The organism is Streptomyces sp. NPDC050610, from assembly GCF_040654875.1.
Taxonomy (GTDB): Bacteria; Actinomycetota; Actinomycetes; order Streptomycetales; family Streptomycetaceae; genus Streptomyces.
Genome location: NZ_JBFAIV010000021.1, coordinates 116,226 through 130,519 on the forward strand (window position 1 = coordinate 116,226; position 14,294 = coordinate 130,519).

Genomic DNA, 14,294 nt, shown 5'->3' on the forward strand with positions numbered 1-14,294 from the left:
CCGGCCCCTGGGGGCGCTCGCGCGGGCCGATGCTGTGCTCCCGGTCACAGGGGCGCGTGAGTTGGCATGCCGCCCGGGAAGTCCGCGCTGTCATGCGGAATGCCGGAATGCCGCCGCTCCTCAAGGGAGCGGCGGCATTCGTCCGTGCGCGCGGGTCACTTCTTGTTGGCGTCCGCGACCATCTTCTTGAGTTTGTCGGGGGTCAGCGGGTTGCTCTGGTCCGCGTAGATGTTCTTGCCGTCGAGCAGGACGGTGGGGGTGGCGTGGTAGGAGGACTTGTTGAAGGCTTCGTTGGACTTCTTCACCCAGCTGTCGTGGGTGCCGTCGTTCACGCACTTCTGGAAGGCCGGGGTGTCCAGGCCCTTGACCTGGCCGGCGAGTTTGATCAGGTGGGCCTTGTCCGCGAAGGCGTCCTCGCGCTCGTCGGGCTGGTTCTTGTAGAGCAGGTCGTGGTAGTCGGGGAATTTGCCCGCGTCCTGGGCGCAGCCGGCCGCGTTGGCGGCGTTGAGGGAGCCCGTGCCGCCCATGTTGCCGTCGATGATCGTGACCAGGTGGTACTCGGTCTTGAGCTGGCCCTTGTCCTGGAGTTCGTGGATGGTGTCGTGGAACTGGGCCTCGAACCCCCCGCAGCCGGGGCAGCGGAAGTCCTCGTAGACGGTGAGGGTGGACTTGGCGGCGGGCTTGCCCTCGGGAATCACCACGTTGCCGTCGCCGGTGGCGCCCTTCGGCGCGACGGCCGGTCCGGACGCCTGTTCGTCCTTGCCCTTGTCGTTGCCCGTGCTGTTGACGAGCGCGGCCACCCCGGCCGCGATGCCCAGCACCGCCACCACCGCGACGGCCGCGATCAGCGTCCGCTTCCGCTTCTCGCGCGCCCGGTCCGCTTCTCGCTGTTCCCGCAGCCGCTCGCGGGCGCTGCGCGTTCCGTCGTCCTTGCCTGGCCTGCCTGGGTTCTTCTGGTTCACGCCCCCGTACAACGAGCCGGGGACGCGCGCATGCGCGTCCCCGGTCGATGTTTCCTCCCAAAGAGTTACCCGCGGAGTCGCCCCACAGGGTCGCCCGCGCCGCGGGTCAGCCGCGTTTGCGGACTCCCTCGGCGAGTTCGCCCGCGAGCGTGGAGACCGCCGCGAGGCCCGATTCCAGGTCGGGGGCGTCCAGCAGCCGCTTGACGAAGGCGGAGCCGACGATCACTCCGTCCGCGAACCCGGCCACCTCGGCGGCCTGTTCGGGGTTGGAGACGCCGAGCCCGACGCAGACCGGCAGCTCGGTGGTGGCCCGGGTGCGTTCGACGAGGTCCTGCGCCTGCCGGCCCACGGACTCGCGGGTGCCGGTGACGCCCATCAGCGAGGCCGCGTACACGAAGCCGCTGCCCGCCGCGGTGATGCGGGCGAGCCGCTCGTCACGGCTGCTCGGCGCGACGACGAACACCGTTGCCAGGCCGTGCAGTTGGGCGGCCTTGCGCCAGGTCTCGGACTCCTCGACCGGCAGGTCGGGCAGGATGCAGCCCGCTCCCCCGGCCTCCGCGAGGTCGGCGGCGAACCGCTCGACGCCGTACTGGTCGACCGGGTTCCAGTACGTCATGCACAGCACGGGGGCGCCGGTCGCGGTGTGCACCTCGCTGATGGTGTCCATGACGTCGCTGATCTTGACGCCGCCGCGCAGGGCGATGTCGTCGGCGGTCTGGATGACGGGGCCGTCGAGGACCGGATCGCTGTGCGGCAGCCCGACCTCGATGATGTCGCAGCCGCCCTCGATCATCGCGCGGATGGCCCGCACACCGCCGTCCACGGTGGGAAAACCGGCCGGGAGGTAGCCGACCAGCGCGGCGCGTCCCTCGGTTTTGGCTGTGGCCAGGACCTGGCTCAACAGCTCGATGTTGCCGCTCACTTGGCTCGCTCCGGGTTCGTCTCGACCTGTCCGGCGCGCTCGGCCTGCTCGGTCCGGTCGTGGTCGTACAGACCGAAGTAGCGCGCCGCCGTGTCCATGTCCTTGTCACCGCGCCCGGAGAGGTTGACCAGCAGCAGACCGTCCTCGCCGAGTTCCTGGCCGACTTTAAGGGCGCCCGCGAGGGCGTGCGCACTCTCTATCGCCGGGATGATGCCCTCGGTACGGGACAGTAGCCGCAGTGCCCGCATGGCCTCGTCGTCCGTGACCGCCCGGTACTCGGCGCGGCCGGTGTCCTTGAGGTACGCATGTTCGGGGCCGATGCCGGGGTAGTCCAGGCCCGCCGAGATGGAGTACGGCTCGGTGATCTGGCCGTCCGCGTCCTGGAGTACGTAGCTGCGCGAACCGTGCAGTATCCCCGGCGTGCCCGCGGTGAGGGTCGCGGCGTGCTCGCCGGTGGTGACGCCGTGGCCGCCCGGCTCGCAGCCGATCAGCCGGACGTCCGCGTCGGGCAGGAAGGCGTGGAAGAGGCCGATGGCGTTGGAGCCGCCGCCGACGCAGGCGATGGCGGCGTCCGGCAGCCTCCCCGTACGGTCGAGGAGCTGGCGGCGCGCCTCGACGCCGATGACGCGGTGGAAGTCGCGGACGAGCGCGGGGAAGGGGTGCGGGCCCGCGACGGTGCCGAAGAGGTAGTGCGTGTGGTCGACGTTGGCGACCCAGTCGCGGAACGCCTCGTTGATGGCGTCCTTGAGGGTGCGGCTGCCGGACGTGACGCTGACGACCTCGGCGCCGAGCATCCGCATCCGGGCGACGTTGAGCGCCTGCCGCTCGGTGTCGATCTCGCCCATGTAGACGGTGCATTCGAGGCCGAAGAGGGCGCAGGCGGTGGCGGTGGCCACACCGTGCTGGCCGGCGCCGGTCTCGGCGATGACGCGGGTCTTGCCCATCCGCTTGGTGAGCAGCGCCTGGCCCAGCACGTTGTTGATCTTGTGGGAGCCGGTGTGGTTGAGGTCCTCGCGCTTGAGGAAGACCCGGGCTCCGCCCGCGTGTGCGGCGAAGCGCGGCACCTCGGTCAGGGCGCTGGGGCGCCCGGTGTAGTTGGCCATCAGGTCGTTCAGCTCGACCGCGAAGGACGGGTCGGCCTTGGCCTTCTCGTACTCGGCGGCGACCTCGTCCACCGCGGCCACCAGCGCCTCGGGGATGAACCTGCCGCCGAACGCGCCGAAGTAGCCCTCGGCGCTCGGAATGTGACCCTCCGGGTCCGGGATGAAGAAGTCAGATGACATCCGACGTACTCCTTGATCGGGGCCGGAGCCCCGCAAAGTATCGGTCTGTGGGCATCGCGCGCGGTGCGACCCGGCGCCCGGCCCCCAAGCGGGGCGTACGGGCCCGGCGCTCGCGCGGGCGTACGGATTAGGCGGAAAGCCCCCGCCGCGCACCGGTCAGGTGTGCGAGGGAGTGGTCAGCGCCCGATCGTGTGACGAGACGTGCGACGCCATCGCATTCCGTTGATCTGGCCCGGCTCACAGCCGATGTGGTAGCGCACCCGGCGCCCGTGCACCCTGCGGGCGGGCGCGCGGCAGCCGCGCGGCCGACAGCCGCGGGCCAACCGTGCGTACGCGCCCATGGGTGATCAGCCCCGTCCGTGCCTGATCGCCGGGTGCGAGCCCGCGGCGACGAGGTCGGCGACGGCGGTCCTGGGGTCGCGGCCGGTGACCAGGGACTCGCCGACCAGGACGGCGTCCGCGCCGTCGTTGGCGTAGGCGATGAGGTCGTGCGGGCCGCGCACGCCGGACTCGGCGATCTTGACGATGTGGTCCGGGATCTCGGGGGCGACGCGGGCGAAGTTGTCCCGGTCGACCTCAAGGGTCTTGAGATTGCGGGCGTTGACGCCGATGATCCGCGCCCCGGCGTCGACGGCGCGCTCGACCTCGTCCTCGTCGTGCACCTCGACGATCGGGGTGAGCCCGATCGACTCGGCCCGCTCCACGAGCGAGACCAGGGCCTCCTGCTCCAGGGCGGAGACGATCAGGAGCGCCAGGTCGGCGCCGTACGCGCGGGCCTCCCAGAGCTGGTAGGCGGTGACGATGAAGTCCTTGCGCAGGACCGGGATGTCGACCTTGGCGCGGACGGCTTCCAGGTCGGCGAGGGAGCCGCCGAAGCGGCGCTGCTCGGTGAGCACGCTGATGACGGCCGCGCCGCCCGCCTCGTAGTCGGCGGCGAGCCCGGCGGGGTCCGCGATGGCGGCGAGCGCGCCCTTGGAGGGGCTGGACCGCTTGACCTCGCAGATCACGGTGACGCTGTCGCCCTTGAGGGCCGCGACGCCGTCCCTGGCCTGGCGCGCCTTCGCCGCCCGATCCTTGAGCTCGTCGAGAGTGACGCGGGCCTGCCGCTCCGCGAGGTCGGCACGGACCCCGTCGATGATCTCGTCGAGCACACTCACGCGAGCGGCCCCCTTCCGGGCTGGAGCGAGTAGTCGCGCCGGCGAGGTCAGTCTGGTCGAGCTGATCCACCGGTCACTGTCGATGCACAGTCGATGGTATCTGCCGACGGGCCGAGGTCCCGCATCCGGTTGACGCCACGGCCATGACCTGGCCCTTCACCGAGTCGATCATGAGCGCCGACCCCGGCCCGGCCACGGCTGCCGAACCGGTCGCGGGCACCGCGTCGATCATGGTCGCCGGGCCGGTGCGGGCGCCGCGTCGATCATGGTCACGGGGGTCACCAGGCCGGCGCGGGCACCGCGTCGATCATGCGTATCGACCCGTCGTGGACGCCGCGCCGATCATGGTCGCCGGGCCTGTCGCGAGCGCCGCGCCGACGATGCGAAGACGACCGGAGCCGGCCCGGTCACGGTGCGAGAAAGCCCCCGAAGGGCAGGTTCCGCACCACCGTGAAGACCAGTACGAGCCCGCCGAGCGCCCACCAGTGCGCCGCCCGCAGCGGGAGGGCGACGGCGCGCCCCTGGGCCGAGCGCAGCAGCCATACGACCCAGAAGGCCGCGAAGACGACATAACCCACCGTGGCGAGGGCGTTGGCGCCCAGCGCGGCGGCGAGGTCGCCGTGCGCGACGGCGTGGACGCTGCGCAGGCCGCCGCAGCCGGGGCAGAACACACCGGTGTAGCGCAGCAGCGGGCAGGCGGGGTAGTGGCCGCTCTCGTTGGGGTCGACCGCGCCGACGTAGGCGAAGGCGGCGGCGAGCCCGGCGGCGACGCCGAGCGGCGCGGAGAGCCGACGGGCGAGGGACTCGGAGGCGGCTGGGCGGTGCGCGGGTTCCTCGGTCACACCGCCGAGTGTCCTCCTGGCGCCGCGAAGGCGCGGCTCGGGGCTGAGTACGTACGTCCGTACGGCCCGGGCCGCGCCTTCGAGTGGTGCGGGGTGCGGCGAGAAGCCGCGGCGGTCAGCTCTGGGTCTGGGTCCGCGGCGCGGTCTGCTTGGGCTGGCCGAGACCGGCCGCGCGCATGCCGAGGCCCACGATGCCGCCGATGGCGATGACCACGATTCCGGCCCAGAAGCCGAGCGGCATCGCCATCACCGTGAACGCGCCGGAGACGCAGAAGCCGATGAAGGCGATGATGACACCGGTCCAGGCGGCCGGGGTGTGTCCGTGGCTGGTTCCCGCCATGAGTACTCCTCATTGCTGTGTTGCGCCTGGTTCCGGGCGCGACGAACGCTCGGTCCCATTCTCTCCCGACGTGCCCGCTCCCGGACGACCGGGGGTGGGTCCATCAGTTCCGCGTGTCCTCGGTGGGGTCCTCGCCGCGGTCCATGGCCTTCCACAGCTCCTCGGGGCGCTCCGGGTCCGGGGCGGTGCGGGAGCGGCGCGGCCGGGGGGCGCCGTCGCGCTCGTACCGGCCGGACATCGCGGGCCAGTGGCGGCCGTAGCGCAGCGCGAGGAGCCCGGCGAGGAGCAGCAGCACGCCGCCCGCGAGGGCGACCCACGGCCAGCCGGTGGAGCTGACGTCCTGGATGGTGGCGTTGGTCAGGCCGCTCGCCTTGGCGGCCTTGGCCTGGAGGGCGGCGGTGTCGAAGGCGCCGGCCGCCGAGGCGGCCACGACTCCGGCGCCGCACAGGGTGAGCAGTGCGGCGACGACGATCCGGCCGACGCGGCGGACGGCGAAGACGGCGACCAGGGCGGCGAGCCCGACGATCGCGAGGGCGCCGGGCATCCCGGTGATGTCCTGGCCGCTCGCGTGCTGGTCGACGGTGCCGCGGGCGACGGCGGCGGTGCCGTTGGCCCAGGTGCGTCCGGAGGCGACCAGGGCGAGCGCGGCGCCGAGCGCGCCGAGGAACAGGGCGGCGGCGACGCTGCTCCGCCCTCTGCGCACGGAGGCGGCGGAGGGCTCGGCGTGGACTCGGGGGTGGGGAACGGCTGCACTCACATCCACCACTATCCCTCGGGACGGCGCGCGGTACGCACGCGGGGGCGGCCGGGACGCGCGGGGCGCGGGCCCCGGCCGGTGCGCGCGGGGCCGCGCGCCGGGCCGATCGACATCATCCGCCGGGCCGGCCGGCGTCGCCCACCAGGTCGGCCCATGTCACCCGCCGGACCGGTCGGGACCCGCCCGCCGGGTCAGTCGCGCTGCCGCGCGAGGCGGTTGGCGGAGGACACGGCCCGTAGTACGGCGGCCGCCTTGTTGCGGCATTCGGCGTCCTCGGCGGCCGGGTCGGAGTCCGCGACGATGCCCGCGCCGGCCTGTACGTACGCCGTGCCGTCGCGCAGCAGGGCGGTGCGGATCGCGATGGCGGTGTCGGAGTCCCCGGCGAAGTCGAGGTAGCCCACGCAGCCGCCGTACAGGCCGCGCCTGCTCGGCTCCAGTTCCTCGATGATCTGGAGCGCGCGGGGCTTGGGCGCGCCGGAGAGGGTGCCCGCCGGGAAGCAGGCGGTGAGCACGTCGAAGGCGGTGCGGCCGGGCGCGAGCCGGCCGGTCACGGTGGAGACGATGTGCATGACGTGGCTGTAGCGCTCGACCGACATGAAGTCGACGACCTCGACGCTGCCCGGCTCGCAGACCCGCCCCAGGTCGTTGCGGCCGAGGTCCACGAGCATCAGGTGCTCGGCGCGCTCCTTGGGGTCGGCCAGCAGTTCGTCGCCGAGCGCGGCGTCTTCCTGCGGGGTCGCGCCGCGCGGCCTGGTGCCGGCGATGGGGTGCACCATGGCGCGTCCGTCCTCGACCTTGACCAGCGCCTCGGGGCTGGAGCCGACGACGTCGAAGCCGTCGAGGCGCAGTAGGTACATGTACGGGCTGGGGTTGGTGGCGCGCAGCACCCGGTAGACGTCGAGCGCGGACGCCTCGCAGGGGGTCTCGAAGCGCTGCGAAGGGACGACCTGGAACGCCTCGCCCGCGCGGATGCGCTCCTTGATGTCCTCGACGGCCTTCATGTACGCCTCGCCGCCCCACAGGGCGGTGTACTCGGGCAGTTCGGAGGGCGGCAGCACGGCGGGCTTGGTGTGCACGGGCCGTACGAGGTCGGCGGCCATCGCGTCGAGGCGGGCGACGGCGTCGGCGTACGCCTCGTCGACGCCGGTGTCGAGGTCGTTGTGGTTGATCGCGTTGGCGATCAGCAGGACGGTGCCGTTCCAGTGGTCGAGGACGGCCAGGTCCGAGGTGAGCAGCATGGTCAGCTCGGGGAGGCGCAGATCGTCGCGGGTGCTGTCGTCGATCTTCTCCAGCCGCCGGACGGTGTCGTAGCCGAGGTAGCCGACCATGCCGCCGGTGAAGGGCGGCAGTCCGGCGTCCTCGATCAGGTCGCGCGGGGTGTGCAGGGCCTCGATGGTGGCGCGCAGGGCGTGCAGCGGGTCGCCGTCGGCGGGGACGCCGACGGGCGGCGTGCCGAGCCAGTGCGCCTGTCCGTCGCGGGCGGTGAGGGTGGCGGCGCTGCGGACGCCGATGAAGGAGTAGCGGGACCACGTGCGGCCGTTCTCGGCCGATTCCAGGAGGAAGGTGCCGGGGCGCTCGCCGGCGAGCTTGCGGTAGAGGCCGACGGGGGTGTCGCCGTCGGCGAGGAAGCGCCGGGTGACGGGGATGGCCCGGCGGTCCCGCGCGAGCGTCCGGAAGGTGTCGAGGTCAGGTGTGACGTCACCCGTGGTCGTGGCAGCCATGGCAGCGGAGCCTACTGGCCCAGGGGCAGGACGTCGGCATCGAAGCAGGTCCGGTCGCCGGTGTGGCAGGCCGCGCCGACCTGGTCGACCTTGACGAGGATCGTGTCGGCGTCGCAGTCGAGGGCCACGGACTTGACGTGCTGGACGTGGCCGGAGGTGTCGCCCTTGACCCAGTACTCCTGGCGGCTGCGGCTCCAGTACGTGCAGCGGCCGGTGGTCAGGGTGCGGTGCAGCGCCTCGTCGTCCATCCAGCCGAGCATGAGCACTTCGCCGGTGTCGTACTGCTGGGCGATGGCGGGGACCAGACCGTCGGCGTCGCGCTTGAGGCGGGCGGCGACGGCGGGGTCGAGCGCTGAGGGTCCGCCGGGGCGGGTGGTACCGGTCATGGGTCCATTCTGCCGGGTCGCCTCGGCACGCTGATCGCCGCTTCCGATACGGCCCGCCGACCGCGTTGTCAGTGGCATGCGGCATGCTTCGGCCATGACGTTTCCGCCTCCGCCGAACTCCTCTCAACCGCCGGACGACGGTGGCGGTTTCGGGCCGCCGCCGCAGGGGTTCGGACCGCCCGAACCGCAGGGCGGCCATGGCCAGGGGCCGGGTCCCGCTCCGGTCCAGGGGTTCGGGCCGGCGCCCGCTCAGGGGTACGGGCCGGAGTACGGACAGGCGCCCGCGCCGGGTTACGGGCAGGGGCAGGGGCAGGGTTACGGGCAGGGGCAGGGTTACGGGCAGGGGTACGGACCTGAGCCGGGGTACGGGCAGTTCCCGGCGCCGGCCCCTCCGCCGCCTCCTCCCTCGGGGCGCAACGGAGCGAAGATCGCGGCGATCGTCGTCGCCGCGGTGCTGGTCGCGGGGCTGACCGTGGCGGGCGTCGTCCTCACCTCCGGGGACGGGAAGAAGAGCGACAAGGCGGCGGGCAGCGGGCCGTCCGCTTCCTCTTCCTCCTCCCCCACGGCCTCCCCTTCCGGCCCTTCGTCGGGCTCGGACGGTGTGGGGGCGCCGCTGCAAGGGGCGCCGGGAAAGGGGGAGGACGGCTCCCAGCCGTCGGGCTCGGACCCGGGCTCGGACCCGGGCTCGGACCCGGGCTCGGACCCGGGCTCGGACCCGGGCTCGGGATCGGATTCCGACTCGGACTCGGCGGGGAGTCCGGCCGACGGGCAGGTCGGGTATGTGGAGTTGAAGCCCGGCGAGTGCTTCGACCACCCCGGTCTGGACAGTGCCGTGAAGCGGATAGAGGTCCGCTCGTGCGACAGTCCCCACGACGGTGAGGTCATCGCGAACGAGACGCTGACCGGCACGTTCACGTCGGACAAGGAGCTTCAGGCCAAGGCCCTGTCGATGTGCAAGACGGACGCGGGCAAGCGCATGCACTCCATAGGCGCCGACGGACGCACGTATTACTACTACGCCCTCTTCCCGTCCGAGACGACCTACGCCCAGCAGGGCAGGGACCAGGTCTCCTGCTCTCTGACGCTCAGCGACAAGCCGGGCGGCAAGAAGCTGAGCGAGGCGCTGCCGGGATAGGCGGGACGACGTGTGACGGGAGGGGATACGGGCCGGGCGCGGCGGCGTGGCAGCGGGCGCGTAGCGGTCGTAGGCTGACGGCATGTCGACCCACGCGAAGCGCGAACGCCTGCTGCTGGCTGACCTTTTGGAGACGGCGGGGCCGGAGTCCCCGACCCTGTGCGAGGGGTGGACCGCCCGTGACCTCGCCGCGCATGTGGTGGTGCGCGAGCGGCGCGCCGACGCGGCGGGCGGCATCCTGATCAAGCCGCTGGCCGCGCGCCTGGAGCGGGTGCAGGCCGAGTTCGCCTCGAAGCCGTACGAGCAGCTGATCCAGCTCATCCGCACCGGTCCGCCGCGCATGTCGCCGTTCTCGCTGAAGCAGGTCGACGAGGCGTCCAACACGGTCGAGTTCTACGTGCACGCGGAGGACGTCCGCCGCGCCGCCCCGGAGTGGACGCCGCGCGAACTGGACCCGGTCTTCGAGGACGCGCTCTGGTCCCGGCTGGAGCGGATGGCGCGGGTGCTGGGCCGCAAGTCCCCCGTCGGCCTCGTGCTGCGGCGGCCGGACGGCCGCACGGCGGTGGCGAACCGCTCCACGCCGGTCGTCACGGTCACCGGGGAGCCGGGCGAGCTGACGCTCTTCGCCTTCGGCCGCCAGGAGGCCGCGCGCGTGGAGATCGACGGGGACAAGGAGGCCGTGGCGCGGCTCTACGACGCCAAGCTCGGGCTCTGACGCCATGTCGGGAGCGCACTGGGCGCTCCCGGCTCTCCGACCCGGCCCTTCACCACCCCGCCCCTTCAGCCCAGCAGCCCTCCTGACCGGAAGAACACGCACGTGCCGTACGCCTCATGGGCCCCGCGCGGGCTGGTATTGAGCCGCACGCCGCGTACAGCTCAGGAGCCGCAGGCGGCGTCTTCGGCCCGTACGTCCATGCATCCGACATGGCCCGTACGCCCCGTACAGCCGGCGGTCCGTACGTCCGGCCCGGAGAATCCCGGCCGGTACGCCGGGCCGGCCGACCGCCCAGTTCAGCACGGGAGTTCGGCCCGGCGCAGCGATGGCGTGAGCAGGCCGATCGCCGCGCCGCTCACGATGACCGCGGCGCAGACCGCGAACACCGGCGCGGGGCCCCAGGCCCCGACCGCAGCGCCCGTCAGCGGGTAGCTGAGCGGGGCGGTGCCGACGGTGAAGAGCATGGCGACGGAGGTGACGCGGCCCAGGTGCGCGGGGTCGGCCTCGGTCTGCATCAGGGCGCTGTTCAGGGTGCCGCTGAGCCCCGCCGTCAGCCCCACGACCACGCCGGCCGCGACGGCGGCGGCGAGCGTCGGCACGTACGCGAGCGCGACGACGGCCAGCGCTCCGACGGCCAGGCAGCAGGAGAACAGGAGCCCGGCCCGGCCCAGTCGGCCGCGCACAGCGAGCAGCAGCGCGGCTCCGCCCGCGCCCAGCCCGAAGCCGGCGATGATCCAGCCCAGGCCGGACGCGCCCCAGCCGCGTTCACGGACGAGCAGCGCCAGGCCGACGTTCATCGGCCCGCTGAAGCCCAGTTCGCCGACGGCCGTGGCCACCACCAGCGGGGCGAGCAGCCTGTGCCGCCTGATGTAGCGCAGGCCGTCGGCGAGGTCTCGCCAGGGAGTGGTGGGTGCCTTCCCAGCGGCGTCCACCGGAGTCGGCGCGACGCGTACGGCCATGAGCAGCCCGAGCGATCCGGCGAAGAACGCCCCGGCCGCCGCGAAGGCCGCCGCCGATCCCCCGAGCGCGACCGCGAGGCCGCCGAGGGGCGCGCCCGCGATCAGCGCCGTACGGGACGCCAAACCGCGCATCCCTTGGACGCGCGCGAGTTGCCCGGGGGCGGTGATGCGCGGCGGCAGCGCGCCGACGGCGGGCATGAACAGGGCGTCGACCGCTCCGAAGACCAGCGCTATCGCCGTCAACGCCCAGAGGCCGGGGGTGGTGAACGCCAGCAGCCCGGCCGCGGCGAGGATCACGACGCAACGCACGAGGTCGCTGCCGATCACGACTCGGCGGGGGCCGAGCCGGTCGGCGACCACTCCCCCGCCGAGCATCAGCACGGCACGCGGCACGGCGCCGACCGCCAGCACGAACCCGACCTGCGAGGGCCCGCCGGTCTGGGTGGCGGCCCAGGACAGGGCGACGAAGTAGACGGTGTCACCGAGGAGCGACGCGACGTAAGCGGCGAGCCAGCGCAGGACGTTGGGGTCCCGGTGCGCGGGCCGCTCCGCGGCGGGCCGCCGGGTGAGCACAGCGGCCTCGGGCGCGCTCACTGGCGGAAGGGGAAGCCGTAAAAGTGCAGCGCCACGTTCTCGCGCCCCTCGGTGTCGCCCGCTTCCTCGGCGGCGCGGCCACGCTCGAACCAGCGCTTCGCCAGATCGTGCATCTCGTCGTTGAGCTGCGCCAGCTCTCCAGGCGTCAGCCGCGGCAGGAACTCGGAGCTGAAGGCCGCGGAGCGCCACTCCTGCGGCCAGGCGGACTGCTCGTCCAGATACCGCTCGTACATCTCCGCCCGCTGCCGGAAGAGCGTCCGGGAGAACGCCGAGTGCGCGGCCACGCTCTCGGGCGCGTCCCGGAAGTCCTTGTCCCTGACGCTCACCCCGCTGGCCGCCGCCATCCGCCACCAGCGTTCACGCCCGTCGGCGCTCTGCGGCTCGGCCTCCTCGATCAGCCCGTGAGCGGCGAGTTTGCGCAGGTGGTAACTGACGAGCGAGACCGCCTCGTCGACCGTTTCGGCCAGTTGGGAGGCGGTGGCGGTACGAGCGACGGTCAGCGCGCGGTAGAGCTTCATGCGGAGCGGGTGGCTGAACGCCTTGAGGGTGTCCAGGTCGGCGATCCGCTGCATCTCGGGGTCGGTCATGCCGGCAACGATAGATAGGAAAGAAATGTTGCGCAATAAAAATTGCGCTTCTGTCCGAGGAGGGCGCCTCCGACCGGGCCGGCCGGCCTCGCCGCCCCGCCGGGCCCCTGCGTCAGCGCCTCGCCGATCAGCGGCCGCGCGGCCACGCGGTCATGGGTGGAGCCACGCGGCCACGCGAGAGAATTCGCCGATCAGTGTGTCTCCACCCGGATGGAGAGACCTTGCTGCTGGGCGAACAGTTCAAGGTGGGCCTTCTGCGCCTTGGCCCACGGCGAGGGGTTCAACACGATGCGCTCGACGTCGGCCCAGTTCAACGGACCGTGGATCTGGGCCTCGAAGTACTCCTGCAACGAGTTGACGCTGCCGCTGTCGACCTGGCTCTTCATCTCCGGGTCGAACCGGAAACTCGTGGCCTCGGCGACAGCCAGCCTCACCACCTGTTCGGGGCCGTGGGCCAGAAGCGGATACAGGTTCCGTGAACCGGTGGCGCCGCGAGCTCCGCCGACGCCGTTCTGCCAGCTGTCGATCGGAGTGAGCGTGACTCTGTCCCGGAGCGCGGGCTTCCAGTGAACCGCCGCCTCACCATAGGCCGAAAGCCCGGCCGGCCGATTGCGGGACATCAGTGCCGCATACTTCGGCAGCAGCGACGGGTCCGGAGGACTGAACCTGTCGTGGTTGTCGTCAGGGGCCGGATTCTGGAACCGCCCTTGGGTACGGTTGAGGGCGTCCTTGTATCCCAAGTGTTCTTCGCGGGAGCCTCGCAAGGCGGACGTGGCCTGCCCGCCCGAAGACCGCGTTTCCCAGTAGTTCTTGAACGTAACGTCGGGGCCGCCGGTCAGCCGGCTGATCGTCGACGTCGCCTCGGCGGGATTGCCGAACCCCATGTTGCTCATCAGAACACTGGCGCTCAGAAGATGGCGGTGGGTGTCGGCGAGCATTGCCTCGGCGGTGAGGCCGGCGTTCTTGTAGGGCGCGAACCACGAGAGCCTGTCGAATCGCCCGACTGCCGCCGTACGCTCCCGTTCCACGACCGCCGCACCGCGCTTCTCCACCAGGATCAGCGACATGGCCTGAATGTCGTGCAGTTTCGCCCAGTCGACCGCGCGGTCCTTCAGCGCGTTGTAGACCGGCAGGTCCTCAGGGGCCAACGCGGACGCACCTCCGGAACGCAGAGCATGGAGCACACGCTGCTCCCGCTGTCCTGGAACCATCTTCTGGGATGCGTCGGCGGCCTTGCGCTTGTCGAGTTCCCCCCGCAGACGGGCTACCTCGCCACGCAACTCGCTCTTCAGGTCGCCCGTGCTTGAGCGCATGGAGAGACTCTTTTTGCTGATGAAAGCATTACGGAGGGCGATGGCATTTTCCAACGGCTTGCCTTCGGAGTTCATCAGGAACCGCTTGAACGACTGCTCGTACCCGGCGCGGAACTCCTGCTCTTCGTGGCCGCCCGCCTTCCGCGCGCTCTTGACCCTTTCCAAGAAATGATCGGCGCCCTTCGCAAGCGGATCCGCGAATACCATATTGTGGCCCCGCTGGGGATCGTCTTCGGGATGCACCGCCACCGACGGGGCCGGTTCGGTCAGGGCCTGCGAACCGGACTGCGGTGCGGGCTCGCTGTCGGACTTCTGACCCTTACTGCTCTTGAACAACCGCTGCACGGGCGGGGACGCGGTGTCGGCGTTCCATGGGTGGCCGCGTCTCGCATGGTGTTCGTGCCGACCCTGCGCGACCAACTCGGCGGCGGCGCCGTTGCCCACGGCCCGCTGGAGCACGGCCATTTGTTCTGGCCCCACCGGGCCACCGGCAACAGGCTCAGCCGCTTTGCGGTTCCGCGTCGGCCGCCTGGCCGGGGCAGGCGTCTGGTCACGGACCGGTTCTTGGTGCGCTTTCATGAGACCTACTCCCTGCTTGTGCGGTGCGGGATTCCCATGCCG

At 72.0% G+C, this 14,294-nt stretch carries 14 protein-coding genes; 2 read left to right on the forward strand and 12 right to left on the reverse strand.

The genetic code is table 11. The features are described from left to right. Window positions 1-155: 155 nt before the first annotated feature. From AB0I22_RS24915 to hisI, 9 genes are all read right to left on the reverse strand, one after another. Window positions 156-962 carry a thioredoxin domain-containing protein gene (locus tag AB0I22_RS24915; RefSeq protein WP_363133105.1) on the reverse strand — a complete coding sequence of 269 codons (807 nt, stop codon included), beginning with the start codon at window positions 960-962 and terminating at the stop codon, window positions 156-158. A 106-nt stretch (window positions 963-1,068) separates the two neighbouring features. Next, window positions 1,069-1,884: a tryptophan synthase subunit alpha gene (gene trpA / locus AB0I22_RS24920; RefSeq protein ID WP_363133106.1), complete on the reverse strand. Its 816-nt coding sequence runs from the start codon at window positions 1,882-1,884 to the stop codon at window positions 1,069-1,071. After that, on the reverse strand, window positions 1,881-3,167 hold the full coding sequence (trpB, locus tag AB0I22_RS24925) for a tryptophan synthase subunit beta (protein WP_363133107.1): 1,287 nt from the start codon (window positions 3,165-3,167) through the stop codon (window positions 1,881-1,883). Before trpB ends, trpA begins: the two co-directional genes overlap by 4 nt. A gap of 347 nt (window positions 3,168-3,514) precedes the next feature. Further along, window positions 3,515-4,324 carry an indole-3-glycerol phosphate synthase TrpC gene (gene trpC, locus AB0I22_RS24930; RefSeq protein WP_363133108.1) on the reverse strand — a complete coding sequence of 270 codons (810 nt, stop codon included), beginning with the start codon at window positions 4,322-4,324 and terminating at the stop codon, window positions 3,515-3,517. A 407-nt stretch (window positions 4,325-4,731) separates the two neighbouring features. Then, window positions 4,732-5,166: a DUF2752 domain-containing protein gene (locus tag AB0I22_RS24935; protein WP_363133109.1), complete on the reverse strand. Its 435-nt coding sequence runs from the start codon at window positions 5,164-5,166 to the stop codon at window positions 4,732-4,734. 115 nt (window positions 5,167-5,281) lie between these two features. Further along, complete coding sequence (locus AB0I22_RS24940; protein ID WP_363133110.1) at window positions 5,282-5,506, reverse strand: HGxxPAAW family protein; 225 nt, start codon at window positions 5,504-5,506, stop codon at window positions 5,282-5,284. Window positions 5,507-5,609: 103 nt separating this feature from the next. Then, complete coding sequence (locus AB0I22_RS24945; RefSeq protein ID WP_363133111.1) at window positions 5,610-6,272, reverse strand: TIGR02234 family membrane protein; 663 nt, start codon at window positions 6,270-6,272, stop codon at window positions 5,610-5,612. Between the two features lie 182 nt (window positions 6,273-6,454). Next, on the reverse strand, window positions 6,455-7,984 hold the full coding sequence (locus tag AB0I22_RS24950; protein WP_363133112.1) for an anthranilate synthase component I: 1,530 nt from the start codon (window positions 7,982-7,984) through the stop codon (window positions 6,455-6,457). Window positions 7,985-7,995: 11 nt separating this feature from the next. Beyond that, entirely contained in the window at window positions 7,996-8,370 is a 375-nt protein-coding gene (gene hisI / locus AB0I22_RS24955) for a phosphoribosyl-AMP cyclohydrolase (RefSeq protein WP_363133113.1), read from the reverse strand. A gap of 94 nt (window positions 8,371-8,464) precedes the next feature. Here hisI and AB0I22_RS24960 point away from each other — a divergent pair, with 94 nt between their 5' ends. Both AB0I22_RS24960 and AB0I22_RS24965 read left to right on the forward strand, forming a co-directional pair. After that, complete coding sequence (locus tag AB0I22_RS24960; RefSeq protein ID WP_363133114.1) at window positions 8,465-9,505, forward strand: hypothetical protein; 1,041 nt, start codon at window positions 8,465-8,467, stop codon at window positions 9,503-9,505. Between the two features lie 82 nt (window positions 9,506-9,587). Then, on the forward strand, window positions 9,588-10,220 hold the full coding sequence (locus AB0I22_RS24965) for a TIGR03085 family metal-binding protein (protein ID WP_363133115.1): 633 nt from the start codon (window positions 9,588-9,590) through the stop codon (window positions 10,218-10,220). A gap of 296 nt (window positions 10,221-10,516) precedes the next feature. On the opposite strand, the gene AB0I22_RS24970 is transcribed toward AB0I22_RS24965, so the two are convergent. The 3 genes from AB0I22_RS24970 to AB0I22_RS24980 all read right to left on the reverse strand — a co-directional run bounded on the left by AB0I22_RS24970 (window position 10,517) and on the right by AB0I22_RS24980 (window position 14,252). After that, complete coding sequence (locus AB0I22_RS24970) at window positions 10,517-11,773, reverse strand: MFS transporter (protein ID WP_363133116.1); 1,257 nt, start codon at window positions 11,771-11,773, stop codon at window positions 10,517-10,519. Then, complete coding sequence (locus tag AB0I22_RS24975) at window positions 11,770-12,360, reverse strand: helix-turn-helix domain-containing protein (RefSeq protein WP_363133117.1); 591 nt, start codon at window positions 12,358-12,360, stop codon at window positions 11,770-11,772. Before AB0I22_RS24975 ends, AB0I22_RS24970 begins: the two co-directional genes overlap by 4 nt. Window positions 12,361-12,551: 191 nt before the next feature. Continuing rightward, entirely contained in the window at window positions 12,552-14,252 is a 1,701-nt protein-coding gene (locus tag AB0I22_RS24980) for a hypothetical protein (RefSeq protein ID WP_363133118.1), read from the reverse strand. Window positions 14,253-14,294 lie beyond the last annotated feature (42 nt).